This is a genomic window from Streptococcus xiaochunlingii, from assembly GCF_006385805.1.
GTDB classification, from domain to species: domain Bacteria; phylum Bacillota; class Bacilli; order Lactobacillales; family Streptococcaceae; genus Streptococcus; species Streptococcus xiaochunlingii.
The window spans coordinates 1,049,613-1,075,460 of the sequence record NZ_VFSG01000001.1; the positions used below are offsets into that span (position 1 = coordinate 1,049,613).

At 43.4% G+C, this 25,848-nt stretch carries 29 protein-coding genes; 3 read left to right on the forward strand and 26 right to left on the reverse strand.

Annotated elements, in window-relative coordinates; translation table 11 throughout:
- Nucleotides 1-115: 115 nt before the first annotated feature.
- From FJR71_RS05370 to FJR71_RS05425, 12 genes are all read right to left on the reverse strand, one after another.
- Complete coding sequence (locus tag FJR71_RS05370) at nucleotides 116-832, reverse strand: YebC/PmpR family DNA-binding transcriptional regulator (RefSeq protein WP_006146163.1); 717 nt, start codon at nucleotides 830-832, stop codon at nucleotides 116-118.
- A gap of 174 nt (nucleotides 833-1,006) precedes the next feature.
- On the reverse strand, nucleotides 1,007-1,261 hold the full coding sequence (locus tag FJR71_RS05375; protein WP_048691696.1) for a Txe/YoeB family addiction module toxin: 255 nt from the start codon (nucleotides 1,259-1,261) through the stop codon (nucleotides 1,007-1,009).
- A gap of 3 nt (nucleotides 1,262-1,264) precedes the next feature.
- Nucleotides 1,265-1,519, reverse strand: coding sequence for a type II toxin-antitoxin system Phd/YefM family antitoxin (locus FJR71_RS05380; RefSeq protein WP_172605103.1), 255 nt, complete (start codon nucleotides 1,517-1,519; stop codon nucleotides 1,265-1,267).
- A gap of 237 nt (nucleotides 1,520-1,756) precedes the next feature.
- The gene (locus FJR71_RS05385) at nucleotides 1,757-2,851 is read right to left on the reverse strand and encodes a nucleotidyltransferase (RefSeq protein WP_048691699.1); all 1,095 of its coding nucleotides are present in this window, start codon (nucleotides 2,849-2,851) and stop codon (nucleotides 1,757-1,759) included.
- A 6-nt stretch (nucleotides 2,852-2,857) separates the two neighbouring features.
- The gene (locus tag FJR71_RS05390; protein ID WP_048691701.1) at nucleotides 2,858-3,598 is read right to left on the reverse strand and encodes a class I SAM-dependent DNA methyltransferase; all 741 of its coding nucleotides are present in this window, start codon (nucleotides 3,596-3,598) and stop codon (nucleotides 2,858-2,860) included.
- Between the two features lie 170 nt (nucleotides 3,599-3,768).
- Nucleotides 3,769-4,122, reverse strand: a complete 354-nt coding sequence (rsfS, locus tag FJR71_RS05395; protein ID WP_048691704.1) for a ribosome silencing factor — start codon at nucleotides 4,120-4,122, stop codon at nucleotides 3,769-3,771.
- 14 nt (nucleotides 4,123-4,136) lie between these two features.
- Nucleotides 4,137-4,637, reverse strand: a complete 501-nt coding sequence (locus FJR71_RS05400; RefSeq protein WP_048691706.1) for a cysteine hydrolase family protein — start codon at nucleotides 4,635-4,637, stop codon at nucleotides 4,137-4,139.
- On the reverse strand, nucleotides 4,638-5,234 hold the full coding sequence (gene yqeK, locus FJR71_RS05405; RefSeq protein ID WP_140814272.1) for a bis(5'-nucleosyl)-tetraphosphatase (symmetrical) YqeK: 597 nt from the start codon (nucleotides 5,232-5,234) through the stop codon (nucleotides 4,638-4,640).
- Entirely contained in the window at nucleotides 5,231-5,863 is a 633-nt protein-coding gene (locus FJR71_RS05410; RefSeq protein ID WP_048691710.1) for a nicotinate-nucleotide adenylyltransferase, read from the reverse strand. The genes yqeK and FJR71_RS05410 overlap by 4 nt, the downstream gene beginning before the upstream one ends.
- 21 nt (nucleotides 5,864-5,884) lie before the next feature.
- A complete protein-coding gene (yhbY, locus tag FJR71_RS05415; protein WP_006595720.1) occupies nucleotides 5,885-6,196 on the reverse strand; it encodes a ribosome assembly RNA-binding protein YhbY in 312 nt (103 codons plus the stop codon).
- Between the two features lie 224 nt (nucleotides 6,197-6,420).
- Complete coding sequence (gene yqeH, locus FJR71_RS05420; protein ID WP_048691712.1) at nucleotides 6,421-7,527, reverse strand: ribosome biogenesis GTPase YqeH; 1,107 nt, start codon at nucleotides 7,525-7,527, stop codon at nucleotides 6,421-6,423.
- 2 nt (nucleotides 7,528-7,529) lie between these two features.
- Nucleotides 7,530-8,057, reverse strand: coding sequence for a YqeG family HAD IIIA-type phosphatase (locus FJR71_RS05425; RefSeq protein WP_125329136.1), 528 nt, complete (start codon nucleotides 8,055-8,057; stop codon nucleotides 7,530-7,532).
- 183 nt (nucleotides 8,058-8,240) lie between these two features.
- Here FJR71_RS05425 and FJR71_RS05430 point away from each other — a divergent pair, with 183 nt between their 5' ends.
- Nucleotides 8,241-8,861 carry a TVP38/TMEM64 family protein gene (locus FJR71_RS05430; RefSeq protein ID WP_048691717.1) on the forward strand — a complete coding sequence of 207 codons (621 nt, stop codon included), beginning with the start codon at nucleotides 8,241-8,243 and terminating at the stop codon, nucleotides 8,859-8,861.
- 32 nt (nucleotides 8,862-8,893) lie between these two features.
- Here FJR71_RS05430 and FJR71_RS05435 read toward each other — a convergent pair whose 3' ends face one another.
- The 9 genes from FJR71_RS05435 to FJR71_RS05475 all read right to left on the reverse strand — a co-directional run bounded on the left by FJR71_RS05435 (nucleotide 8,894) and on the right by FJR71_RS05475 (nucleotide 17,626).
- Nucleotides 8,894-9,805 (reverse strand): DMT family transporter, encoded by a 912-nt coding sequence (locus FJR71_RS05435; RefSeq protein WP_048691720.1) that lies wholly within the window; start codon nucleotides 9,803-9,805, stop codon nucleotides 8,894-8,896.
- An 86-nt stretch (nucleotides 9,806-9,891) separates the two neighbouring features.
- The gene (locus tag FJR71_RS05440; protein WP_048691722.1) at nucleotides 9,892-10,932 is read right to left on the reverse strand and encodes a 2,3-butanediol dehydrogenase; all 1,041 of its coding nucleotides are present in this window, start codon (nucleotides 10,930-10,932) and stop codon (nucleotides 9,892-9,894) included.
- A gap of 108 nt (nucleotides 10,933-11,040) precedes the next feature.
- Nucleotides 11,041-11,421: a hypothetical protein gene (locus FJR71_RS05445; RefSeq protein WP_140814273.1), complete on the reverse strand. Its 381-nt coding sequence runs from the start codon at nucleotides 11,419-11,421 to the stop codon at nucleotides 11,041-11,043.
- 100 nt (nucleotides 11,422-11,521) lie between these two features.
- Nucleotides 11,522-12,964: an Asp-tRNA(Asn)/Glu-tRNA(Gln) amidotransferase subunit GatB gene (gene gatB, locus FJR71_RS05450; protein ID WP_125329138.1), complete on the reverse strand. Its 1,443-nt coding sequence runs from the start codon at nucleotides 12,962-12,964 to the stop codon at nucleotides 11,522-11,524.
- Nucleotides 12,964-14,430 (reverse strand): Asp-tRNA(Asn)/Glu-tRNA(Gln) amidotransferase subunit GatA, encoded by a 1,467-nt coding sequence (gene gatA, locus FJR71_RS05455; RefSeq protein ID WP_125329139.1) that lies wholly within the window; start codon nucleotides 14,428-14,430, stop codon nucleotides 12,964-12,966. The genes gatB and gatA overlap by 1 nt, the downstream gene beginning before the upstream one ends.
- Nucleotides 14,430-14,732 carry an Asp-tRNA(Asn)/Glu-tRNA(Gln) amidotransferase subunit GatC gene (gatC, locus tag FJR71_RS05460; protein WP_002884769.1) on the reverse strand — a complete coding sequence of 101 codons (303 nt, stop codon included), beginning with the start codon at nucleotides 14,730-14,732 and terminating at the stop codon, nucleotides 14,430-14,432. Before gatC ends, gatA begins: the two co-directional genes overlap by 1 nt.
- Before the next feature lie 136 nt (nucleotides 14,733-14,868).
- Nucleotides 14,869-15,438: a cysteine hydrolase family protein gene (locus FJR71_RS05465; protein ID WP_048691730.1), complete on the reverse strand. Its 570-nt coding sequence runs from the start codon at nucleotides 15,436-15,438 to the stop codon at nucleotides 14,869-14,871.
- Nucleotides 15,438-16,226 (reverse strand): GTP-sensing pleiotropic transcriptional regulator CodY, encoded by a 789-nt coding sequence (codY, locus tag FJR71_RS05470; RefSeq protein ID WP_048691732.1) that lies wholly within the window; start codon nucleotides 16,224-16,226, stop codon nucleotides 15,438-15,440. The genes FJR71_RS05465 and codY overlap by 1 nt, the downstream gene beginning before the upstream one ends.
- A gap of 185 nt (nucleotides 16,227-16,411) precedes the next feature.
- Complete coding sequence (locus FJR71_RS05475; protein ID WP_140814274.1) at nucleotides 16,412-17,626, reverse strand: pyridoxal phosphate-dependent aminotransferase; 1,215 nt, start codon at nucleotides 17,624-17,626, stop codon at nucleotides 16,412-16,414.
- A gap of 212 nt (nucleotides 17,627-17,838) precedes the next feature.
- Between FJR71_RS05475 and FJR71_RS05480 the strand changes: the two genes are divergently transcribed.
- Entirely contained in the window at nucleotides 17,839-18,291 is a 453-nt protein-coding gene (locus tag FJR71_RS05480; protein ID WP_048789814.1) for a universal stress protein, read from the forward strand.
- A gap of 41 nt (nucleotides 18,292-18,332) precedes the next feature.
- Here the strand turns inward: FJR71_RS05480 and FJR71_RS05485 are convergent, their stop codons facing one another.
- On the reverse strand, nucleotides 18,333-19,745 hold the full coding sequence (locus FJR71_RS05485) for a Cof-type HAD-IIB family hydrolase (protein WP_140814275.1): 1,413 nt from the start codon (nucleotides 19,743-19,745) through the stop codon (nucleotides 18,333-18,335).
- A 64-nt stretch (nucleotides 19,746-19,809) separates the two neighbouring features.
- On the opposite strand from FJR71_RS05485, the gene FJR71_RS05490 reads away from it, so the two are divergent.
- On the forward strand, nucleotides 19,810-20,772 hold the full coding sequence (locus FJR71_RS05490; protein ID WP_048691740.1) for an asparaginase: 963 nt from the start codon (nucleotides 19,810-19,812) through the stop codon (nucleotides 20,770-20,772).
- 358 nt (nucleotides 20,773-21,130) lie between these two features.
- Here FJR71_RS05490 and recG read toward each other — a convergent pair whose 3' ends face one another.
- The 4 genes from recG to FJR71_RS05515 all read right to left on the reverse strand — a co-directional run bounded on the left by recG (nucleotide 21,131) and on the right by FJR71_RS05515 (nucleotide 25,838).
- Nucleotides 21,131-23,146 carry an ATP-dependent DNA helicase RecG gene (recG, locus tag FJR71_RS05500; protein ID WP_048691097.1) on the reverse strand — a complete coding sequence of 672 codons (2,016 nt, stop codon included), beginning with the start codon at nucleotides 23,144-23,146 and terminating at the stop codon, nucleotides 21,131-21,133.
- Nucleotides 23,147-23,243: 97 nt separating this feature from the next.
- Nucleotides 23,244-24,371 (reverse strand): alanine racemase, encoded by a 1,128-nt coding sequence (alr, locus tag FJR71_RS05505; protein ID WP_140814276.1) that lies wholly within the window; start codon nucleotides 24,369-24,371, stop codon nucleotides 23,244-23,246.
- Nucleotides 24,361-24,723, reverse strand: a complete 363-nt coding sequence (gene acpS, locus FJR71_RS05510) for a holo-ACP synthase (RefSeq protein ID WP_006595699.1) — start codon at nucleotides 24,721-24,723, stop codon at nucleotides 24,361-24,363. Before acpS ends, alr begins: the two co-directional genes overlap by 11 nt.
- 83 nt (nucleotides 24,724-24,806) lie before the next feature.
- A complete protein-coding gene (locus FJR71_RS05515) occupies nucleotides 24,807-25,838 on the reverse strand; it encodes a 3-deoxy-7-phosphoheptulonate synthase (RefSeq protein WP_048691103.1) in 1,032 nt (343 codons plus the stop codon).
- Nucleotides 25,839-25,848 lie beyond the last annotated feature (10 nt).

Below are 25,848 nucleotides of genomic sequence, written 5' to 3' on the forward strand. Positions count from 1 at the left end.
CTCAGTTATAGCCAGGAACTATATCATTATTTTTTGGACCTCTGCCTTCCTTCCTAAAAATGCAAACCTAAAGAAAAAAACCTTTGAAGAAATTATCTTCAAAGGTCTATTTCTATTAGAATCCATCTACGTTAGTGTAGATCTTTTGCACGTCCTCATCATCTTCAAGAACGCTGTAAAGTTTTTCAAATGTTTCCAAATCTTCACCTGACAACTCAACTTCTGATTGAGGAATCATTTCCAATTCGGTTACTTGGAATTCTTCGATACCAGATTCACGCAAAGCAACGATCGCCTTGTGAAGGTCAGTTGGAGCAGTGTAAACAGTGATTGTTCCTTCTTCTGCTTCAACATCATCTACATCCACATCTGCTTCCAACAAAAGCTCAAAGATGGCATCCGCATCATCACCTGCAAAGACGATGACCCCCTTGTTGTCAAAGAGGTAAGATACAGAACCAGAAGCTCCCATGTTCCCGCCGTTTTTACCAAAGGCAGCACGCACATTGGCCGCTGTACGGTTAACATTTGAAGTCAAGGTATCAACGATCAACATGGAACCATTTGGCCCAAATCCTTCGTAACGTCCTTCTGTAAAGGTTTCGTCTGTGTTTCCTTTTGCCTTATCGATCGCTTTATCAATTACGTGTTTTGGCACTTGCGCTTGTTTGGCACGGTCGATAACGAATTTCAAAGCAGTATTCAATTCTGGATCTGGCTCACCTTTTTTAGCGGCTACATAGATTTCTACTCCGAATTTCGCATATACTTTTGAGTTAGCGCCATCTTTGGCAGTTTTCTTGGCTACAATATTGGCCCATTTACGTCCCATGAGGATTCTCCTTGTGTTTGATTCATATTATTTTCAATCTTTAACATTATATCACAAATCGTCCACATTAGACTAGATTTTTCTATTTTTAACGGGGGAATTCATGCGAATTTTCTATGAGTTGGAAACTTTAAATAGCTAGTCTAACTATAAAAAAGACTCTCTTTTAGAAACTTAGTAATGGTCTTTAAAAGAGAGAAAAGCGACACCTGACTCATCTAGCATATAAATCAGGCGATTCTCTGCATCAATCCGTCTTGACCATGCTCCTTGAAAGTCATATTTCAAGGGCTCAGGCTTACCAATCCCAGTAAATAGATCCCTTTGGATCTCTTTAATAAGGCTATTAATCCGCTTCAGTGTTTTTTTGTCCTGACTTTGCCAGTAACAATAATCCTTCCAGGCCTCTTCTGTAAATTTGAGTAACATCCGTTACCCCTCAATCTCATGGAGTTGAACCTGACCAGCTCGGACTTCTGCCATACCCCGCAAGACCTTATCTGACAAGTCCTTGTTATGAGCTAGTCTCAGGGTTTCTTGTAGGCTGTCCCACTCGCTCTTAGAGATGACCACAATATCTTCATCAGGATTCTTATTCACGACTGTCAAAGGCTCAAACTCATCGTTCACCTTCTTCATATAATCCTTCAAATGATTGCGGAATGTTGAATAAACGACTGCTTTCATGACCATACCTCATTCTACCTCTTTTCTATTATTATACATGAAAAAGAAAAACTTGTCAGGAACTTGTACAAGTTTTTCCCTCTCTACCTAATTATTCGAAAAAAATTTTAAATTTGGCAAAAACAAAAAAATCCATTGTCTAAAAAAATTTTTAGTCAATGGATAAACACTATTTTCGTGCATCATAACGTTCTTGCCTTACGTGAATGTGGGCAGAAAAAATTTACGTGAAACTTTCTATTCTTCCACTCTCACTGGCACCCGGCCCCAGATTTGTTCAGGCAATTGGGGGTGACCTAGCTGATACACCTGATCCGCTTGCTGGCTCAAAGCATCCCAAGGTTCCTTACCGATTCGGGTCACGATTTCTACTGATTTTTTCAAGCCTTTGAGGTGGGCTTGTCCCTTTGCGGAAAATCCTAAGACATGAATGGCATCGGGAAGAGCTTGATCCATCACCCCTACCAAGATGTAGGTCAAAATGCGGCGCACGCGCGCCTTGGTATAGCGCTTGGTTGCGACTTTCTCCACCAGGTCTTCCACAGAACTAGCACTTCGAACCGCATCTTTTATCCGATTGGCCAGTTCTTCATTGACTTGAAAAATCTGTGTCAAATCCGGATGGGTTAGGATTTGATAACGGAGCAGTTGGTCATAATCCTCCCAAGACACCTGCGGAGCCGACTGAAAGAGCTGGCTATTGGGCATGAATTTAGCGACAAAGTCCTGATCTTCCTTGTGCAGGCGTAGACTAGTCGCAGAAGCATAGTCCCCTTCTTTTTCTTCTGAATGGTAGCCTGCTCCCTGGCGTTGAATAGGCTTGAGCGCAATCCCCTTCCCAGCACAGGCCTTGGCATAGGCCAAGCCCAGAATATGGTTAGGAGTATCTCCTGTGAACTCCACTCCGGCAAAGGTTTCCCACATTTTTTGGGTCTTTTGTGGATAGGATAAATCATCAGGAAGGCTTCGCAGGAAAGCTTCCATTTCCGATGATTTCTCCGAGTAAACTGTCGCAATTGCTTGGTAATCCAAGACTTCTTCTGTCCCAAAGGTCAAATGGTCGATTCCCAGACGGGACAAAATCTCTACCGCTCCCTTGGCAAAATGATCAGCAGACTGAACAGCCACGAGAAAGGGGAGCTCGACCACCAGATCCGCTCCATTTTCCAAAGCCATCTGAGCCCGTGTCCACTTGTCTACAATGGCAGGCTCGCCACGTTGAACAAAATTTCCAGACATGGCGACGATTTTCACCCCTTCTGCCTGTTCCAGCAGGTACTTGTGTCCATTGTGAAAGGGATTAAATTCAGCAATAATACCTGTAACTATCATGCCGTCCTACTTCTGCGCTACGAAGAACCAACGTTTGCTGGTCTTTGTTGGCTCCTTATCTTCAAAGTCTGCGTACAATTTGAAAGATTTAAAGCCAGCCTGCTCCAATAAGATGTCATAGGTTAAAACTTCATAGGTGCGTTCCTCATGAACTTCATCGAGCCGACTAAAGGAGCCATCTTCTTCTTGGACAAAAAAGGTCAGCTCATGGACGATGGAGTGGGGGGCTTCATCCTCATAGGTATCCCAGAGCATTGCAAAATCTTCCGCATTTTCGTGGTAAGAATAGCCTGGGAAGACCTCATCTGTCTGGTAGGTCGAATGGACATCAAAGATAAAGACTCCGTCCTCATTGAGGGCATTATAGACTTCTCTGAAGACATCCCCTACTTCTACCTCGTCCTGCATATAGCAGATAGAATCCGAGTAGCAGGTCACGAAATCATAAGTGCCTGCTTGCGACAGGTCCAGCATATTTCCCTCGATAAAATCAATCTTCTGTTTGGCTGAAGCAGCTCTTTTTTCAGCAATTTTCAGCATGTCAGCACTCAGGTCTAATCCTGTCACATCAAACCCAGCTTGAGAAAAGCGAACAGATTGAATCCCTGTCCCACAAGCCAATTCCAGTAATTTTTTCCGATCCTTGCTTTTAGGAAGGTGCCGGAGAGAAAAATCCGTCCACAAATCATACAGACTGTCATCCATGACCGCATCATAGACCGCCGCAAACGTTTCATAAGTCGCCATAAATCAAGATACAAAGAGCGTTAAAAGCAAAGAGAAAATTTTTCTCTTTCTTAAAGCTTTTAGCTCGTGTTCAGTTAGAAACCTAACCAAGCACAAGGCTCCATCCTTTCTTTCCATAGAATTTCAATTTAACCAACAAAACTCAGTTGATACCAACTGAGTTTACCTGCTTATGCTAGGGCTGCTGAAAGATCGACAACACTTGCTTCGTGCCATAGCTTTTCTAGGTTATAGTGGGTACGCATTTCTTCTGAGAAGACATGGACTACTACACCACCTAAGTCAAGAAGGACCCAACCTCCAGCTGAGTCACCTTCGACGTGACTGGCATTGCCACCAGCTTCAACGACTTTCTCACGAATATTCTCTGCGATAGCTTCCAACTGACGGCTATTCATAGAGCTTGCGATGACAAAGTAATCTGTCACGCTGGTCAAGCTTTGAACATCCAAAGCCACAATGTCTTCCGCGCGCTTTTCATCGGCAGCTTTAACAACAAGTTCAAGTAGTTCTTTTTCTTTCATATAATCCTCTTTCCTTAAAAAATTGATTTGTAATCTAAGACATCCGCAAAACGTCCTGCCCAAATATTTTCATAAAATTCATTAAGCGTTTCTGCCGGAATATCCTCTCCATCAAAGGTTGTGACAGCTCCTTCTGGAACAACCAACTTATAGCCGTATTCAAACCCCACTTTGACGGATGTATCGACACAATATTCTGTCTGCATGCCACACAGGACCAGTTGTTGAATTCCTTGTTGATCCAAGTATTCTTTTAATCCTGTCTCCTTAAACATGCTATTGTATCGCTTCTGAAATACCTTTTCATTCTCCTGTCTTTTCAACAGAGGAGACAATTGCCAATCTTCCGAAGTTAAAGCCTCTGGCGTTTCAATATGCTGAATGTAGATGATTTCAATCTGCTGTTTTCTAGCCTGATCTTGCAAATAAGCAATCTTCTCTAGGAGCTTTTCTGTCTCAAAACCTGATTCCACTAAGATATTTTGTACATCAATAATGATAAAAGCTGTCTTCACTTACTGCTCCTCTTTCAAATACTTCACAAATGCGTTATAGGTTTCAAGGGTTTGGGGATAAATGGGCAATCCTTGGTGGGCCAGGTGTTCGACTGTGCGAGCCGTCTCATAGGCCACGGCACGATCCAAGGAGACTTGGGCGATGTCACGTGCTTGCTCTACCCCCGGAAAGGCCCGGTTGTGTTCAATATAATCTGCCACATAGACAATCTTATCTAAGGTTGACATCTGTCCACTCCCCACGGTGTGAATCTCAATACTACGAAGAATGGCTGGATCTATCAGTCCGAGATCTTCCTGAATCTTATAAATGCCGACCATTCCATGCCAGACGTTATTGCCCCAGTTTTTTAATTCTGGATCAAGACTATAGCGATCAATCAAGTCTAGAAATTCCTGATCCGATAATTTCTTGGCATAGTCATGCAAGAGACCTGCTAGTCCAGCCTGTTCTTCATCTGCTTCATAGCGTTTGGCCAAGTCACTCGCAGCTTTCTCAACCCCTAAACAGTGGGTTAGGCGTTTTTCTGGCAAGATTTGACCCATTTTTTCAAGCAAGACTTCACGAGAAAAGCCGAGATAGTTTTCATAGGTCATTGATACAAACCTTCTTTCTTGATGTAGTCCAAGACTGGCTTTGGCAACATAAAATTCGGCGTCCGACCTTGGGCGATAAACTCTCGCACCATGCTAGAAGAGATGTCCATAAGAGGAACATCAACCCAAATCACAGGATAGGAGGTTCCTGCCTTGTAACGGGGACGTTGAACACCGACAAACTGCACCATCTCCACTAATTCGTCAATCCGATACCATTTTGGCAGGTAGTCTACCATATCCGCTCCAATGATGAAGTAATAGTCTGTATCTGGGTCTCGCTCATTGAGCAACTTCATCGTATCGTAGGTATAGGAAATCCCTTTACGCTCTAGCTCAATCGTCTCGATTTCCAGACCTTCAATGCCCTCAATGGCTAGTTCCAGCATTTTCAAGCGATGGCCTTCATCAATGGTTTCTTTTTTATCCACATGCGGAGGCTCATATTCTGGCATGAGAAGGACCTTATCCAAGCCTAGTTGCTGGCGGACTTGATCTGCAACTACAAGATGGGCATTATGGACGGGATTAAAATTCCCTCCGAGGATTCCCACTTGTTTGCGTTTCTTATCTTTGATCTCTGGCTCTAACTCCACCTTGGTAAAGGGGGTTAATAGTTCAATGGCCATATACCTGCTCTCCTGTGTCTCTTAGATTTCTTTTACTTTGACTGAAATCTTCCGGTTTTCTTTTTTGCTTGATTGTTTGTATAAGATGAGGATGCGTCCAATTTTTTGAACTGTATCCACACCGATTTCTTCTTCTAAGATTTCCGCTACTTCATGGATATTCTCATCCGTATTTTGAAGAAGGGTCACCTTGATCAGTTCGCGTGCATCTAGCGCTTGGCGCACACTGGTTTTGATTTGGTCATTGAGCCCGTTTTTCCCGATTTGGATAATGGGTTTGAGGCTGTGGGCTTGGCTGTTGAGGAAAGCCCGTTGTTTAGATGTTAATGTCATATTTTTACTTCCTTTTTTTTGATCGTTATTTTAAGTGGTGGGGACGGCCGGAACTAATTTTTCAAAGATCTCATCTTTGAAAAATGGATTTCCTCACCTCAAAATGGAGCCTTGGTCTCCATTTTGCCCTTGCCAATCTCACGATTGGCAACTACACCACGGCAATAACGATCTCTTTATGAGCTCACTTTGTTCGCTCTTTAGATATATTTTTTCCTGTTTTTTTAAATAATAGCTTTGCGGGTGACGACGGCAACGCCTTCTGGTGCCCAGACGGCTACTTTGGCTTCCCCATTGACGCGGATCCAGCCGAGTCCAGAGATGACGAGGTCTGTCTTGTCCTTGATGGTAAACTCATGAGAAACCAAGGGTGGGAACTCTTCTTTTTCTTTGCTATTAGGTGGAGTTAGCAAGCCACCAACATGCTTGTCATAAAAAGCGGTCGCTCCTTCTAGCTTGGTTCGATGAAGCTTGAGTTCGTTATCAAAGAAGGCAGTAAAACCTTGCTTTTCCCCCTTGATAAAGTCAAAGCGTCCCAAGCCACCCAAGAAGAGAGTCTGCTCTGGATTGAGCTGATAAGTCTTGGGTTTGATTTCCTTTTTAGGGCTGACATACTTGAGGTTTTTCGCAGTCAAGTAGTGAGCCATCTGGTGGCGATGAATAATCCCCGGTGTATCGTAGATGTAGGATCCATCGTCCAATGGGATTTCAATCTTGTCCAGTGTCGTTCCTGGGAAGCGAGAGGTCGTGATGATATCCTTGTCACCAGTGATTTCCTGGATAATCGCATTGATGAGGGTCGATTTCCCTACATTGGTTACCCCCACCACATAGACATCACGACCCTTACGGTACTGTTCAATCTTTTCCATCAAATCCTTGATGGCACTCTTGTTTTGGGCAGAGGTGAGGACCACATCGACAGGACGCATGCCTTCTTCGTGGGCCCGCTCCATCAACCAATGCGTCACTTTGCTATCCTTGACAGACTTGGGCAAGATGTCTTTTTTATTTCCGACCAAGAGGACATCATTACCTGCTACAAAGCGCGGTAAGCCAGGAATGACAGAGCCATTAAAGTCAAAAATATCGACTACATTGACCACGAGAGCATCACTATCTCCTACTTCGTGAAGGAGTTTTAGGAAATCATCATCTGTCAGATGCACATCTGTGATTTCATTGTAGTGACGTAGACGGAAACAGCGTTGGCAATAGACTTCGCCTATTTCCAAGCCCTTTTCAAGAGCTGATTGGGGAGTATAGCCTATCCCCTCTTTGGTTTCTGTCTGAATGGGCGCTCCACAGCCAATACAGAATAATTCTTCCATTCTTAAATTCCTTTTTTGTATACAATCGGACCATATTTTTCGGCCATTTGCTTCATGACACGGCGTTCACGCGCCCGGTTGATCTTGGTCTTGATGGAGTCATGCTCAACCAAAGGCTTGACCAAAATCGAGCGAATGCCTGCACGATGGGCAGCCCGGATATCCGTCATCAGTTGATCCCCGACCATGACCACTTCATTTTTCTCATAGTGGAAACGTTTAAGGGCCCGATCAATCCCAAAAGTAAAGGGCTTGAGCGACCAAGCTTCATAGTCAATATCAAATTTCTCAACAGCGCGCTTGACCCGTTTGGGGCTATTATTGGACACCACGATAACCCGAATTCCGCCATCACGAAGGTCGTGCAACCACTGGCGCATCTCAGGAGTACCATCCGGATTATTCCAAGCAATCAAGGTGTTATCCAAATCCACAAGGACCGCCTTAATGCCTTGTTTTTTCAAGTCTGCAACGGTGAGATCATAGGCTGCTTCCACCGCAAAATCTGGTTTGTAATTTTCGATTGACACGTTTTTCTCCATTTTTTATATTCTCTTCATTGTAGCATAAATAGACGCATTTTGCACTTGCTTCGTTGTCTCCCCTTTGTAAGAGGATCCATTCTATCTCTTTGATATTCCCTAAAATAGACAAAAACGTTACAAAGTTCCAAAAACGTGGTATAGTAGAAGAAAAAAATACGCGGAAGAGTTATGATAACAAAAGAAAAAAAATTGAGGGAGGTCTCCCCTCTCCTCCAAAAAATCATTAATTGGTCCTCCATCATTGGGGCCCTGGCAACCCTTGCTTTCTGTATCTGGGCCTACTTTGCTGGCATCCTCCAATCCAAGGAAACCTTGTCGGCTTTTATTCTCCAAGCAGGTATCTTCGGTCCACCTCTCTTTATCTTTCTTCAGATCCTTCAAACAGTGGTGCCTATTATTCCTGGCGCTCTTACGTCTGTCGCTGGTGTCTTTATCTATGGCCACATCATTGGGACCATCTACAACTACATCGGCATCGTCATTGGCTGTGCCATCATCTTCCACCTCGCAAGAATGTACGGGCCTAAATTTGTCCAGTCTATGGTTAGCCAGAAGACTTACGACAAGTATATTAACTGGCTCAACGAAGGTAAGCGGTTTGATCGTTTCTTTATCTTCATGATGATCTGGCCCATCAGTCCAGCGGACTTTCTCTGCATGCTAGCTGGATTAACCAATATGACCTTTAAGCGCTATATGACCATTATTATTCTCTGTAAACCGATTACTCTGGTCATCTACACTTATGGTCTCACCTATATCATCGACTATTTCTGGCAAATGATGTAAAAAAGATGTTGGGAAAACACCCAGCATCTTTTTTATAGAATTCCTTTTTCTTTTTGAATAATGAAGTCCTTTAGAGTGATCAGGAGGACCGCTAACAGAATCATGCCCATACCCAAGAAGTCAATCATAAAGAAATGCTCCTTCATAATGATAAAGGCAAAGAAAACTGCCGAAATTGGCTCAATAGAGGCTAATAAGCTTCCCTTTACAGCTCCGACCAAAGAGGTCCCTTTAAGAAAGGCTGTGTAGGCAAAAATCGTTCCAATAACAACCAAACCAAAAAAAGCCATCAAGGTATCCAGTCTGTAGTTTCCAGAAAAAGAAAGAAGACCACTAAAAGGAATCATCAGAATTCCTGGAATGACCATCCCAACTCCAATCACCAGCATACTTCCCCATTTTTTAATTAAATTAAGAGGAAGGACAATATACAGAGCATAAGCAAAGGCTGAAACCACTCCCCAAGCCAGACCTTTTGGATTAATGGCCAGTTGGTTGACTTGACCGTGTGTTGCAATTAAGAATGTGCCACCAATCGCTAACAGCATGGAAGCTACTTCCGCAAGAGTAGGAGCTACTCTATCCTTGATACAGGTATAGGATAAAATCCCCACTGGACAGAGATACTGCAAAACGGTGGCAGTCCCAGCATTGGTTTCTGCAATCGCCTCTAAATAGGTCAATTGAGTTAGTAACAATCCTAAAAATGAAAAAACGAGAAGGGGAAGGTAGGAAGATTTATCTTTAGCAAAGGCTAATACCTTCTCTTTATCCGCTACGTAAGATAATATAATAAGGACAATGCCTGAAAAAAGTAGACGAAAATTAGTTAACCCTATAGCTGAAAAACCATGTGCCATCAAATATTGCCCGCTAACACCAGAAAGCCCCCAAGCAATTCCAGCAATCACAGTCATCAAGGTTCCTTTGAAAGATGTAGACATGTTGCCTCCACAAATATTATTTACATCCTAATTGTAACATAAAAACCAGTCCAAATGGACTGGTTTTATTCATAAAATATACTAATTTACGGCTCAACCAAAATCTTGATTTGAGATTTATCTTGCGTTAATTCGATAAAGCCATCTTGAACAATGTTTTCCAATTTGATTTTCTTGGTAACCAATTTTTCAGCAGAGAAGTAGCCTTGTTCCATCAATTCCAATACTTTAGGGAAGATGTGGCGATAAGCGATAATCCCTTTAAGGGTCTTTTCTTGAATGGCGAATTCATTTGGATTGATGCTCGCTTCGCGTTCCCAAATAGAAACAACCATACATTCACCAGCCTTATGGACAGCTGCCAAAGCTTGTCCAAGAACAACAGGAACCCCTGTTACTTCATAAGACACATCCGCTCCACCATCCGTCAAACGATGAATGGCTTCAACGATTGATTCACCTTCTTCTGGACGAACAACAATGGCACCCAACTCTTCTGCTTTGGCTTGACGTTCTGCAGACAATTCAACCGCATAGATTTTTGAAGCACCAGCCGCACGAAGGGCTTCCACGATCAAGAGACCAATAGGCCCCAAACCAAAGATAACAGCTGTATCTCCTGCCTTAATAGCAGATTGACGAACTGCATAAACGGCTACAGCAGCAGGTTCTGTAAGCGCTGCTTGCTCATAGCTCAAGCTATCTGGAATCACATGGACTAAATCTCCATCTAGGACACAGTATTTAGCAAACCCACCATCTGCCGCAAGGCCGACGAAGTTCAAGTTTGGATCAAGGTTATAGTCACCAATTAAGTTGTGTTTTGCCAAAATTGGCTCAATTGTCACACGATCACCGACTTTGACCCGAGTCACATCGCTTCCAACCTCAACAATTTCTCCAGCAAACTCGTGACCGAGGGTAACGGGTGCTTTTTGACCAGAATAAACATGCTCTTCTGTTGGAATGAAAATTGGTCCATCCAAGTATTCATGCAAGTCTGTCCCACAGATTCCTGTGAATTTGACCGCAACCTTTACTTGATGAGGTTGTACTTTAGGGACTTCTACTTCTTCGATACGAACGTCCTTCTTACCATGCCAGCGGGCAGCTTTCATTGTTTCCATATGATTCTCCTATTTTTCCATGAATTGCAATTCCCTTTCAGGAAACCCGATAACCATATTGTAAACCCTTTCACAAACTTTGTCAAGAAGAAACAGACGGTTAATATCTTAATCATCGGCCCGAGATGACTCTAGTTTCCAACCGACAATCCAGCCCAGAACAAGAAGATAATTTTCAAAAGCTCCAATAGCATTTACTGGCAAATGATAGTTGAGATAAGCAAATAAATGATTAGTCCCAATTCCGATGCCACCAACAATCAAGGCCAATAAAACCGTACGAAGATAAAACCAATCATATTTGAAATTAACAGCAATGAGAATCACAAGAACTGCCACATTCCAAATCCCAATTTCCCGTTGCCAACCGATAGAAATACCATATCTCGAATGACTTCCCATATAAGATGGAAAGAACAGCTGGAAGACAATCGCTCCAGACATGGCGATGATAACCAGGATAAATAAGACTCTTAAAAATTTGTTCATGTAACTCCTCCTAATGCCAGTTGATATGTAATGATCTTTCCTATTCTAACACAATTTTATGGATAGTAAAAACCAACCTCTCGGCTGGTTTTTTTCTCTATTACTCTTCTTTCAACTTCGCCAATTCTTGGGCAAGTAACTTGAGGGCTACTTGTGGGTTGGCTTGGCCTTTAGTTGCTTTCATGAGGAAGCCAGTGAAGGCCTTGTCCGCATTCCGCTTCCCTGACTTGAAGTCGGCTACTGCTGCTTCGTTGTCTGCAAAGACTTGGTGGATGATAGGGATTAAGACTTCAGGATCTGAAATCTGTACCAATCCAGCTTTTTCGACGTATTCACGCGCGCCGCCACCGTTTTTCGCCAAGTGAACGAAGACTTTCTTGGCAATCTTAGATGAAATCGTTCCATCTTCGATGATGGCAATCATTTCCACCAAGTTTTCTGGTGTCAATTGGATTTCTTCCAGCGTCTTACCTTCTGCATTCAAGAATTGTGCGACTTCTCCTTGGAGCCAGTTAGAGACTTGTTTGGCATCACCACCAAGGGCCACAGCTGCTTCAAAGAAGTCAGAAGTGACTTTCGTCGCTGTCAATTGGTTGGCATCATAGTCAGACAAGCCAAGCTCTGCCACGTAGCGAGCACGACGGACTTTTGGAAACTCTGGCAACTCTGTGCGCATTTCCTCGATCCACTCATCTGAGATTTCAAACAAGGGAAGGTCTGGTTCTGGGAAGTAACGGTAATCCGCTGCTCCTTCTTTGACACGCATAAGAATGGTGCTCTTATTCGCTTCATCATAACGGCGTGTTTCTTGACGAATGACCCCACCTGATCGCAAGATTTTCGCTTGGCGCTGTACTTCGTATTCAAGACCTTTACGGACGTTTGAGAAGGAGTTCAAGTTTTTCAACTCCGTCTTGGTACCGAATTCCTCTTGGCCGTATGGGCGAAGGGAAATGTTGGCATCCACCCGCATCGATCCTTCTTCCATCTTGACGTCTGAAATACCAGTGTACTGGATGACTTCTTTCAAAGCTGTCAAATAAGCGTAGGCTTCTTCTGGAGAACGCATATCTGCTTCAGATACGATTTCGATCAATGGGACCCCTTGACGGTTGAGGTCTACATAAGAGAAACCGTCTGTTCCGTGGGTGTTCTTACCGGCATCTTCTTCCAAGTGAGCCCGTTCAATCCCGATTTTCTTAGTTGAGCCGTCTTCCAATTGCACTTCAATCCAACCGTTATATCCGATTGGCTCGTCAAATTGCGAAATTTGATAGGCCTTTGGATTATCAGGGTAAAAATAGTTCTTACGGTCAAAGTGCATGTGCTGATGGATATCCATATTCAGCGCCAAAGCAGCCTTGATGCCAGCATCCACAACACCCTTGTTCAAGACAGGAAGCACCCCTGGGAAAGACCAGTCGATCACATTGGTATTGGCATTTTGCTCGTTCCCAAAGTGAGCAGAGGTTGGTGAGAAAATTTTTGAGTTTGTATTCAATTCAACGTGGACTTCAAGTCCGATGACTGTTTCAAAGTTCATTAATTGTCACCTCCGAAAATAAGGGGTTGTTGCTTGTGGTAATCCGTCGTTGCTTCAAAGGCCGCTGCAGCTTGGTAGATGGTTTCTTCAGAATACTTGGGACCAATCAACTGCAAACCAACTGGAAGACCTTGCGCAAAACCTGCAGGAATCGAAATCCCTGGAAGACCTGCCAAGTTGACTGGGATTGTCAAGAGGTCAGCCAAGTACATGGCAACCGGGTCGTGGTTGAGCGAATCCAAATCAAAGGCTACACTTGGAGCGGTTGGACCAAGGATAAGGTCATAATCTGCAAAAACTTTTTCAAAGTCTTCGATAATGAGCGTGCGGACTTGGCCAGCTTTCTTGTAGTAGGCATCGTAGTAACCAGATGACAAACTAAAGGTACCCAGCATGATCCGACGTTTAACCTCATCACCAAAGCCTTGGCTACGAGTGTTCACATAGATATCATCCAAGTTCTTGGCATCTTCCGCACGGAAACCATAGCGAATACCGTCGAAACGTTGCAAGTTTGAAGAAGCTTCAGATGAAGCGATGATGTAGTAAACGGCAACCCCGTATTTAGAATGAGGCAGGCTGACTTCTTCGACAGTTGCTCCCAATTTTTCAAAGTGTTTAGCCGCATTGAGGATGGTTTCTTTGACTTCTGGGTCAATCCCTTCACCGAGGTATTCCTTAGGAAGGGCAATCTTCATGCCTTTAATGTCTTGACCAATCTTAGAAGTAAAGTCTGCTACACGAACAGGCGCAGATGTTGAATCTTTGACATCTTCACTGGCAATGACATTGAGCAAGAGGGCATTTTCCTTGACCGTTGGTGCAAATGGTCCAATTTGGTCTAGTGAGCTACCAAAGGCAATGAGACCAAAACGTGAAACTGTTCCATAAGTTGGTTTGAGACCAACAATCCCGTTGAAGGCAGCTGGTTGGCGGATAGAACCACCAGTATCTGAACCAAGGGACAAACGGACTTGACCTGAAGCTACAGCAGCTGCTGAACCACTAGAAGATCCACCAGGCACCTTACTGTGGTCCCATGCATTCTTGGTTGGTCCATAATATGAAGTTTCACCAGATCCACCCATGGCAAATTCATCCATGTTGGTCTTCCCGATGACAATCATATCTTTAGCTTTGGCATTGGCAACAGCTGTCGCATCAAAGATTGGCTCGTAGTTATAGAGCATTTTTGATGCCGCAGTCGTCAAGATACCATCTGTTGAGATATTGTCTTTGACCGCGAGCGGAATCCCTGATAGGAGGTTGTCTGCATCGATTCCTTTTTCATCAATAGCTTTGGCTTGTGCAAGGGCAGCTTCTTCGGCCACCGTTACAAAGGCATTGATTGCTTCTTCACGCGCCTTGATATCATCAAGCGTCGCTTGGGTCAATTCGGTTGCTGAAATTTCCTTAGAGACAAGGAGGTCGTGCAACTCTTCAATGGTTTTATGGTTGAATGACATTAGGCATCTCCTCCATCTTCTAGGATAGCTGGTACCTTGATGTAGTAATTATCTTTTTCAGGTACATTTTTAAACAAACGGTCACGGTCCGTCCCTTTTTCAGCAACATCCGGACGCAATACGGTCTTACGATCCGCCATGGTCGTTGTTGGAGCCACACCGGTTGTGTCCACTTCTTCCAACAATTCCACCATGTCGACAATTTTCGATAAGGTTGTCGCAAACTCAGCTGTCTCTTCTGGAGAGAATTTCAATTTTGAAAGATTGGCAACGTGGGTTACCTCTTCTTGCGTAATTTTCATCTTGCTTCCTTTCGTGAAATGATGATTTTTCAATACCTTCTATTTTACCATATTTTTAGTATTTATGCGGTAGTTTGGCAAGAAAATAGAGTCCAAGGAAGGCTAGGCATTAGGCCATTCTCCTCGAACTCTAATCTTACAATTCTTCTAATTGTTCATTCACCACTTTTGCTCCCAAAACATGTTTGAAATGATTTAAAGCAAACTGGTGATTTTCAGGAGTGAGCGATGCCACTGCAGGCGCGACCACTTCGATCTGATAGCCCAGATTATAGGCATCTACTGCTGTATGGAGGACACAAATGTCCGTTAAGACTCCCGTCAAAATAACCGTATCTACGCCACGTTCCCGGAGGCGGATATCCAGATCAGTTCCTGAAAAAGCAGAATAATGACGCTTGTCCATCCAAAAGACACGTGGATCCGCTTTGTGCTCCCGATAAAAATCAGCTAAGGGACCATACAAATCCCGTCCACTAGTCCCAATGATATTATGAGGTGGGAAGAGCTTGCTTTCTGGATGAAATGGATCGTCTACATCATGAGCATCAATCGCAAAAAAGACATAGGCCCCTTGGTCAAAGGCTAGCCGGGTCACCTGAGCAATGCTCTCAGAAATAGCTTGTGCAGGAGCTCCTGCCGTTAGCTTACCTTCATCCGCTACAAAATCAACGGTGTAGTCAATCGAAATTAACGCTTTAGTCATTAGTAGTCTCTTTTCTTTATTTCTTCAAAAATATCTGGGATCAAGACTTTGAGGTAGGTTCCCTTCATCCCAAGAGAGCGGCTTTCAATAATACCGGCTGACTCCAGTTTCCGAAGTGCATTGACAATCACAGAGCGGGTAATACCAATCCGATCCGCAATCACGGAAGCAGTTAACTGCCCTTCATTTCCCTTCAATTCACTAAGGATAGCGGAAACTGCCCGCAATTCTGAATAGGACAAGGTATTGACAGCCATATTGACCGCAGTCCGGCGACGAATATTTTTCTCATCTTCCTCTCGTTGGAAGTTCAACATTTGAATTCCAACTACGGTACTAGCAATCTCAACCAAAATCAAATCATCATCCGCAAATTCCTTATCATTGCGCCAAATAATCAATGACCCCAAACGAATCCCAGATACATGAATAGGAGCAATCGTTGTCAACCCATCAGGAAAATCAGACTTTGTCTCTACTGGAAAGATACTTAAATCGTGATCTACATCTAAATTCGCCTCTGTATCATAGACTAAACTGGCCGCTTTAGCATAATCTTCAGGTAATTTTTTATTGTCAAAAAAAGCCTCAACCCGATCATTATTGGTTTTGTAGCGCATGAAATAACCTAGAAGAGTTCCCTTGCTATTAATAATACAAGCGTTACAATGAATGATGTCAGCCAGTTGACGGGCAATTGCATTATAAGGCATTTCATCTTGCAACTGTTCTTCAGAACGTTTCAAGATAGATGTAATTTTTCTCGTTTTTTCTAATAATTTAGCCATAATAAACCTCGCATATAGTCAGCTAAAGTATATCATATAAGTGGGGGAATTTCAATCAAATTATCTGAAAATTATTTATTTTTTCTACAATTCTATTCAATTCAGAAAAATTAGCCTTATGTAACAAAATATTCGCTGGATTCATTCAAAAAAAAGAAACCGCCTATTAGCGATTTCTCTTACACTTATCGTTTGTATTGTTTTAAGAAACGGGTCATCTTCTCTTGAATTTGAGCCAATTCTTCTACTCGAGGAAGGTAAACAATCCGGAAATGATCTGGCTCTTTCCAGTTAAATCCACGTCCGTGAACCAAGAGAACCTTTTCTTGTTTTAAGAAATTCAAGACAAACTGCTCATCATCATCTACCCGGTACATTTCACGATCAATCTTAGGGAAGATATAGAGACCAGCTTTTGGTTTGACAGCTGAGAGTCCTGGAATATCATTGATAGCCTTGTAGATAAAGTTCCGTTGTTCGTAGATTCGACCGCCTGGAAGCAAGAGTTCGTCCACTGACTGGTAGCCTCCCAAAGAAGTCTGGACCACTTGTTGGGCCAAGACGTTTGAACACAGACGCATATTGGAGAGCATATTCAAACCTTCGATATAGCCCTTCACGTGGTGTTTTGGTCCAGATAAGACCATCCAGCCCACACGGAAGCCCGCTATGCGGTGTGATTTGAACAAACCGTTCATGCTGACGCAGAACAAATCTGGCGCGAGACTAGCAATGGCTGTGTGTTTGGCGCCATCCATGACCAAGCGATCATAAATTTCATCTGCAAAGATAATTAAGCCATGTTGACGAGCAATTTCGACAATTTCCAACAAAATCTCATCTGGATAGAGAGCTCCGGTCGGGTTATTTGGGTTAATCACGACGATAGCCTTGGTGTTTGAAGTGATTTTCGACTTGATATCATCAATATCAGGATACCACTCAGCCTCTTCATCACAGACATAGTGTACTGCATTTCCACCTGCTAGGCTGACTGCTGCTGTCCAAAGTGGATAGTCTGGCATTGGCACAAGTACTTCATCGCCATTATCGAGCAAGCCTTGCATGGACATCACAATCAACTCACTGACACCATTTCCGATATAGATATCATCAATCTCAACATTCGGAATCTTTTTCAATTGGCTATACTGCATAATAGCCTTACGGGCAGAAAAAATTCCTTTTGAATCTGAATACCCTTCACTATCCCGAGCATTCATAATCAAATCATGAATGACTTCGTCGGGAGCTGTGAACCCAAATTCAGCCGGATTTCCTGTATTTAAGCGAAGGATTTTCTCCCCGTTTGCCCGCATGCGCATCGCTTCTTCTAAGACTGGACCACGAATATCGTAAGCAACGTGCTCTAGCTTGACGGACTTATTGTATTCTTTCATGATTTTTTCCTCACTTTATCAAACTGCTTCCATTATACCACTAGTTAATCTGGAGTACAACTGAGCAACCTCGTTCATTCTCGATGAAATCCTATAGATATCTGATTTGACCTTTACTTTCTATGGTAAAAGGTTTAAAATATAATTATAGGTAACATAAATGGGTTCTTCCATTTCTTTTCACGTTTTCAAGCAGTAAAGGAGGACGGAACATGTCTCAAAAATACGAAAACATCATGGTCGCAGTTGATGGATCTCGCGAAGCTGAACTCGCTTTTGAGAAAGGGGTCAATGTTGCGTTGCGAAACGGATCTAAACTTACCCTTGCTCATGTCGTTGATACACGTGCCTTACAAAGTGTCTCTAGTTTTGATGCTGAGGTGTATGAAGGATTCCAAACAGAAGCTAATGAACTATTAGAAGGGTATATCAAGCGTGCTAAAGAAGCCGGTGTCCAAAACATTGCTTCGGTGATTGAAATGGGGAATCCAAAAGTCCTCTTAGCGACTGATATCCCTGATGCAGAGGGAGTTGATCTCATCATGGTTGGGGCAACTGGTCTCAATGCTTTTGAACGTTTACTAGTCGGCTCTTCCTCTGAATACATTCTCCGCCATGCCAAAGTCGATTTGTTAGTGGTTCGTGAGACAGAAAAGACCTTATAAACTTTATAAAAACCAAAAGGTGTGAAGGAAAACGAATTTCCTCACACCTTTTTATTTTCTTCAGATTCTGCTGTTTTTTCAGAGCAGTGTTTTTGATAAGCTTTGATTTGCCTTTCCAACTCTTTTTGAATGGCTGGCTCAGGTGCATACTTTTCTTCCCAGTCGTCCGGTTTTAAAATTTTATGCGTGACTTCATCAAAGTGCGCCTGACCATCTGGGAAAATCTTTCCCATATTGGCGCGGTGAACAATCTCAAAGACCTCTTCAGGATCGACCCCCATTAGAACAAAACTACCATAAGTCAGATAGAGCGTATCAATCAAGGCATCGACCTGCCCCACCATGGAGATCTCAGCTGGATGCTTGCTACGAACCTTATTGGCTGCTTCATCTAAGGCTTGATGCAAGCTTTCGATTGAACGATCAAAGGTTGATTCATCCTTGCTCGCTGCCCGAATAAATTCTACCAATTCCTCCTGCTTAAACATGGTTCGGTAAAGAGCCTCTTGATTATCCCAGGCCTTTGGTTCTTCCTGAGTTTGACCATCCATGAGTTGATGGAAGGCTTTGACCTTATTAAAGTGATCGTCACGACTAACAAAAAGTGACTGATCCGTGATAATGCCAAAATGTTCAAGCGCTTTTTGGATCCCGTCTTTGGTATTACTGGTCGTCGTATGCTGAGCTACTTCTTTGACCCTGCTAGTTCCATTGCCCATCGCAATCGATAAGCCAACACCCGAGAGCATCTCTAAGTCATTATCCGAATCTCCAAAGGCCATCACCTGGTCCATCGAAAATCCAAATTCTTCTCCTACGATCCGAATCCCTTCCAATTTTGAGTTGTCTGGATTAATGACATCCGCCGCAAAGGGGCTAGAACGCGTAAATTTTAATTCAGGAAAAGCTTGCTCAACTTTCTGCGTGTCCTTAGGACTAGCTAATAAGAGAACCTGATAAACTGGTCCCTGGGCAATTTGTTGCAGTTCCTTTTGATCCTGAGGGACAGCCTTGCTAACCACCTTGTTGAAGCCCTGACTCACTGCCTTCGAAAAGCCTTTTGGTACAAACCGTGCAGACCATAGAGAAATCGGACTCAGACCAAAACTCATAATGCGAGAGCCTTCAACTCCATCTTCTGTTCCTAAGGCGATCTCAATCCGATGTTTTTTTGCGTAGTCAATCAAGTCATGCAGATTCTTCTTATCAATTGGAGAAGCAGATAAGACCTTGTCCTTGGTAAAAATATACTGACCATTATAGGTGACCGCAAAATCAAAGTCATAGCGCTCGATAAAAGGACGGACAAAGAAGGGTCCTCGCCCTGTTGCCAAACCAACAAAAATTCCTTGTTCCTTTAAGGCGCGAATGGCTTTTTCAGTTGACTTCAAGACCATTCGACTATCATTGACCAAGGTTCCGTCAATGTCAAAAAAGACCGCTTTTATTTCCATGATGACTGCTTTCTTTCCGTTTTATGATACAATAAATTATAACACACATTCCAAGGAGACACACATGATTAAGAAAATTTTGGCCCTTCATACAGGAGGGACCATCTCCATGCAGGCAGATGCCTCTGGAGCTGTCGTGACCAATTCATCCAACCCCATGAACCATATTGATCTGTCACTGGCAGGGATTGAGCTTACTTCAGAAGATTTTTTAAATTTACCCAGCCCTCATGTAACTCCTCAGCACATGTTGCAACTCTATCATAAGATTCAGAAAGAGGCTTCCCAGTATGATGGGATTGTCATTACCCATGGTACCGATACTCTTGAAGAAACAGCCTACTTCTTAGATACCATGGACTTGCCAACCATTTCGGTAGTCCTAACAGGAGCTATGAGAAGCTCCAATGAATTAGGAAGCGACGGCGTCTATAACTATCTGACTGCCATCCGAGTAGCAGCAGATCCCAAATCACAAGACAAGGGTGTCTTGGTCGTGATGAATGATGAAGTCCATGCAGCCAAGTACGTGACCAAAACACATACCACCAATGTCAGCACCTTCCAGACCCCCACACATGGCCCTCTAGGCTTGGTCATGAAAAAAGAAGTTCTTTTCTTCAAAACAGCTGAACCCCGTGTGCGTTTTGATTTGCAAGAAATCAAGGGAGTTGTCCCCATCATTTCAGCCTATGCTGGCATGAAAACAGAAGTCCTTGACCTACTAGATGTCCAACAAATGGATGGTTTGATCATTGAAGCCTTTGGTGCAGGAAATCTTCCTAAGGAAGTAGCTGAGAAACTCTTTGAATTTCAAGAGGCTGGCCTTCCTATTGCCTTGGTGTCCCGTTGCTTCAATGGAATTGCGGAACCTGTCTATGCTTACGATGGAGGCGGAGTCAAACTTCACGAGCACGGCATCTTCTTTGTCAAAGAGCTCAATGCAGCTAAGGCCCGGCTGAAGCTCCTGATTGCTCTCAATGCCGGATTAAAAGGCGATGAATTAAGAGGCTATATAGAAGGGTAGAATGACAATAGAAGGTGTGATGGTGGATACATCCGCCTTTTGTATTTAAAAATAGCTCTGATGGACTGAGATAATGATTGACAAGATGAATTTCAACATGGTTCGCATAGCTAGGACCTCTTTTCTATTTTTTACGATTATAGGTCCATAAACTTAAAATAAGATAAAAAGAGAGTGGGACAGAAATCGGTAATTCGTTAGAATTCGATTTCGTCGTCCCACCTCCGCACAGTTGAGTAGGGCTGTAAAAGCTGATAAAATCAGCGTAGTAGAGCCCACTCAACCACTGCGTCTTGTTCGACAATCCAAAGATAATTGAGAGGCCGGACTTTTGTCTCAGTCTCTTTCTTATCACTTCTTAATCTAAGTGTTCTTTCTGTTCCAAATGTAGAGACAGACAGTGCCAATCTGGATGCTCTCGCCAATTAGGAGTTGCGACCACCTGAACAGCTACCTTTCGTGCCTCCTCTAAGATTGGATAATCTTCAATGAGGTTGGCCACTTGAAATTCTGGTATACCTGATTGACGTGTTCCAAAGATTTCCCCAGAGCCTCGTAGCTTGAGGTCTTCTTCTGCCAAGACAAACCCATTGGTGGTTTCGGTCATGATTTTCATCCGACGCTTACCAGATTCTGTTTTGGGATTGGCAACTAATACTGCGTAAGACTGCTTATCACCACGCCCTACCCGACCTCTCAACTGGTGCAATTGGCTCAAACCAAAGCGGTCTGCATCCATGATAATCATGACGGTAGCATTGGGAACATTGACGCCGACCTCGATTACAGTTGTAGAAACTAGTAAGTCAATTTCTCCCTGCTTAAATGCCTGCATAATGGCCTCTTTTTCTTCCCCCTTCATCTTACCATGAAGGAGAGCAATACGGGCTCGGTCTCCAAAATAAGCAATCAATTCTTCCTCTAGAGCAATAGCATTTTTGAGGTCCAAGGCTTCCGATTCTTCAATCAAGGGAGAAATGACATAGGCTTGGGAACCTTTTTGGATTTCTTTGACCAGCCAATCCAAGACTAAATTTAACTGTTGATGCTTAACCCAGCGGGTGATAATCTCTTTTCGACCTGCTGGCATTTGGTCTATTATCGAAACATCCATATCTCCAAAAGCAGTGATTGCCAGAGTCCGGGGAATTGGGGTCGCTGTCATCATCAAGACATCCGGATTTTGGCCTTTTTCACGCAGGATCCGTCTTTGGGCTACACCGAAACGGTGCTGCTCATCAATAATGACCAATCCGAGATCATGAAAATGAACCCCCTCCTGAATCAAGGCATGGGTTCCCACAATAAGGTCCACTTGCCCTGTCTGAATCAATTCCAAGCGTTCTCTTCTCTCCGCAGCTTTTAGACTGCCTGTTAAAAGAAGAATTCTAAGACTAGGAAAGAGAGAGGTCAAACTTTGTAAATGTTGCTCAGCTAAGATTTCAGTTGGGACCATCAAGGCCGCTCGCTTGCCAGCTGTCACAGCAGCATACATGGCCAACCCAGCAACGACCGTTTTCCCGCTTCCGACATCCCCTTGCAAGAGACGATTCATGTGGTAAGGAGAACGCATATCTGCTAGAATTTCGTTCAGACTTCGCTCCTGAGCTTCTGTCAACGTAAAAGGAAGCTTAGCTTGAAGTGCTTTTAGCTTCTTCTTATCCCAATCCAAGACGATTCCCTGTCCGACGGAACGATTTTCTTCCTTCAAGACCTGCAGTTGCAATTGGAAAAAGAGCAATTCTTCAAATTTCACTCGTCTCAAGGCCTGCTTATATTCTTCAAGATCCTTGGGAAAATGCATGGCCCTGACTGCTTGTCTGCGAGAAAGCAAGTGGTACTTGTCCATTAAGATTTGAGGGAGATTTTCTTCCAATAGCTGATCCAAGCCTACTTCAAAAGCCGTCTTGATAACCTTTACTAAAGCTGACTGGCTCACCCCTTGAGATAAGCGGTAGACCGGTTGAAGGTCATCTTCGACTTGGGCTAACAGCTTCATCCCTGTCAAAGCTCCCTTGGCCTTATCCCATTTACCAAATACAGCTACTGTTTGCCCTAGTTCAATCTTGTCCGCTAGATAGGGCTGGTTAAAGAAACTAACTGCTAGGACCAGCTCCCTTTGTTTAATGGTAAAGCGAAGACGGTTACGCTTGTAACCATAATACTGGACATTGGCTGGGGTGGAAACAATTCCAGAAACAACTGCTTTTTCTCCATCTTCCAGATCTAAAACATTTTTTGATTTAAAATCTTCATACCGAAATGGGAAGTAGAGCAAGAGGTCCTCAACCGTTTCGATTCCCAATTTCTTGTATTTTTCTGCTGATTTCGGTCCAATTCCTGGCAGGACAGAAAGTGGTTGGTGTAAGTTCATTCTTTCCTCCTAGATAAGAAAGGAGGCTGGGACCACCGTCATCAACCTCTTTCATCTCGAACTTTTTATAAAAGGAAGCTGGGAAAAGACAAACAACTTACTTCCCACTGTCTTCCTTTGTTGGACGATAAACTCTTGGTACGCGATCACTCAAGACACAAACAACCTCATAGTTGATCGTGCCTCGATAGACTGCTACATCCGTTGTCGTTATAGCTAAATCACCATCCCTTCCGATCAATACTACCTTAGTCCCAATCGGGTAGGCCTTCGGTAGGCGAATGGTGATTTGGTCCATGGATACGCGACCGACAATCGGGCAGCATTGCCCATCAACAAGGACATGAAAACCTTGCATATCTCTGGTCCAGCCATCTGCATAGCCAATTGGAATGGTCCCAATCCACTCTTCCTCACTAGTCTGATAGGTCGCTCCATAGCCAACTGTCTGCCCCACTTCTAGTGGTTTGATATGGACCAATTCTGTTTCCAGACTCAGAGCAGGACGGATGCTATAGGGAAGCTCTAACTCTCTTCCACTTGGATTGAGACCATACATGACATCGCCCAGTCGGACAGCATTAAAAATGGTATCAGCATGCCATAAAGTTGTTGCTGAATTGCTGGCATGAACGATTTTAGGAGTATAGGGCAAGAGCTCCAATAAGTTCTTAAATCGTTGCAATTGGCCTTGGAAATGCCGGTCATCTTTCTCATCAGCTGTAGCAAAATGAGTAAAGATCCCTTCCACTTCTGCTCCATGGTCTCTTAATAGGATCATGGCTTCCTGCAAGTCTTCTGCCGAACGAAAACCAATTCGTCCCATTCCTGAATCCACTTTAATATGAACCTTCAACCCAGTCAAATCAGACTTTTCAGCCAACAATGCTTTCAACAACTCGAGACTAGCTACTGTATAACGAATTTCCTCTTTGATGGCAATCGCAACGTGTTCTACTGGTGCAACGCCCAAAATTAAGATCGGTTTTTCACCTGCTACTTGGCGAACTTCCAAGGCTTCATCTAGGTTGGAGACACAAAAAGCATCTACTAGTGGCAATAAACGTTCTACCACTGGCTCAACTCCATGGCCGTATGCATTTGCCTTGACAACTGCAAAGGTCAAGGTCTCTTTCGGAATATGGGCTTGTATTTGCTGAACATTATAGGCAATAGCCTCTACATCCACATATGCTCGCGTTGGTCTATGTATACTAGCTTTCATTTCTTTCCTCCAAAATGACACTGGTCGAAACTAAATCGCCTGAGTGACTAATCGATACCCAAATCTTTCCACTAAAAGGAGCTTTTGAAAAATAGGGAGCTCCTTTTTGATTGGTCAGAATTTCCAGATCCTGAAATCCTACTGGACCAATTCCTGTTCCCCAAGCCTTGGAAAAGGCTTCTTTGGCAGACCATCGACCTGCCAGGTATTCCATTTTTCTTTTTCCAGATAATTGGTCGAACCGTTCTCGTTCCGTCTCTGTCAATACCTTGGAAGCAAATCTCGGATGCCTCTGGTAGGCTTGTTCAATGGATTGGATCGATTCGATATCTATCCCATGTCCAACAATCATATCTTTTCCTCTTTAATGATTTTCTATCAGCAACTCTATTTAAGAAGGAAAGGGCTGAGAATATTTTCTCCAGCCCTCTCCTCTTATTCAGCTACATACTGATAAATTTCTCGTACTAAGCTTTCTGTCTTTTCCCAACCCAAGCATGGGTCTGTGATCGATTGACCAAATACTTCTGGTTGATCTTGACGACCGTCCTCTAGATAAGATTCAATCATAAATCCACGGACTACATCATAGATAATTGGATTCCAGCTACGATTTGTAAGGGTTTCTCTGACAATGCGAATCTGCTCAGCAAATTTCTTCCCAGAATTATCATGATTGGTATCAACCAGGATAAATGGATGTTGCAAGCCCAAGGCCTGGTAACGATGCGCAGCTTCTAGCAGATCTTCATAGTGGTAGTTTGGAATGTTTTTCCCATTCGCGTCTAAAGCTCCACGCAGAATAGCATGTCCGAATGGATTTCCACTTGTCTCCACAGAACGACCATTATAGAAGAAATGGTGCCCATGTTGTGCAGCATAAATTGCATTAAACATAACCGACAGATTTCCAGACGTTGGATTTTTCAATCCAGTTGGGACTGAGATGCCACTCGCCACAAATCGATGGCCTTGATCTTCTACAGAACGTGCCCCAATGGCAACATAAGAAAGGAGATCCTCAACAAATGGGTAAGTCTCTGGATACAACAGTTCATCTGCTGTTGTCAAACCAGTTTCGGTGATCACTCGATGATGCAGGCGACGAACCGCCTTTAAGCCAGCTACAAAACTAGGTTCTGAAGCAGTATCCGGCTGATGCATCAAGCCTTTATAGCCATCTCCATTGGTCCGAGGTTTAGCAGTGTAGACCCGCATCACAATGAAGACCCGATCTTGAACTTCTTCTTGAAGGGCTGCAAGGCGACGAGCATATTCCATCACTGCTTCCTCATTATCTGATGAACATGGTCCCATCACAAGCAAAATCCGCTTGTCTTCCCCCTTCAAAATAGAGGCTAGTTCACGGTCACGCGCTTCTTTGCGAGCTAAATGTTTACCTTCTAAGCAATAAAGAGAGGTTACTGCTGTTTCATCAATGATTGGGCTAGTAACTGTAAAAGACATAGGCTGATCC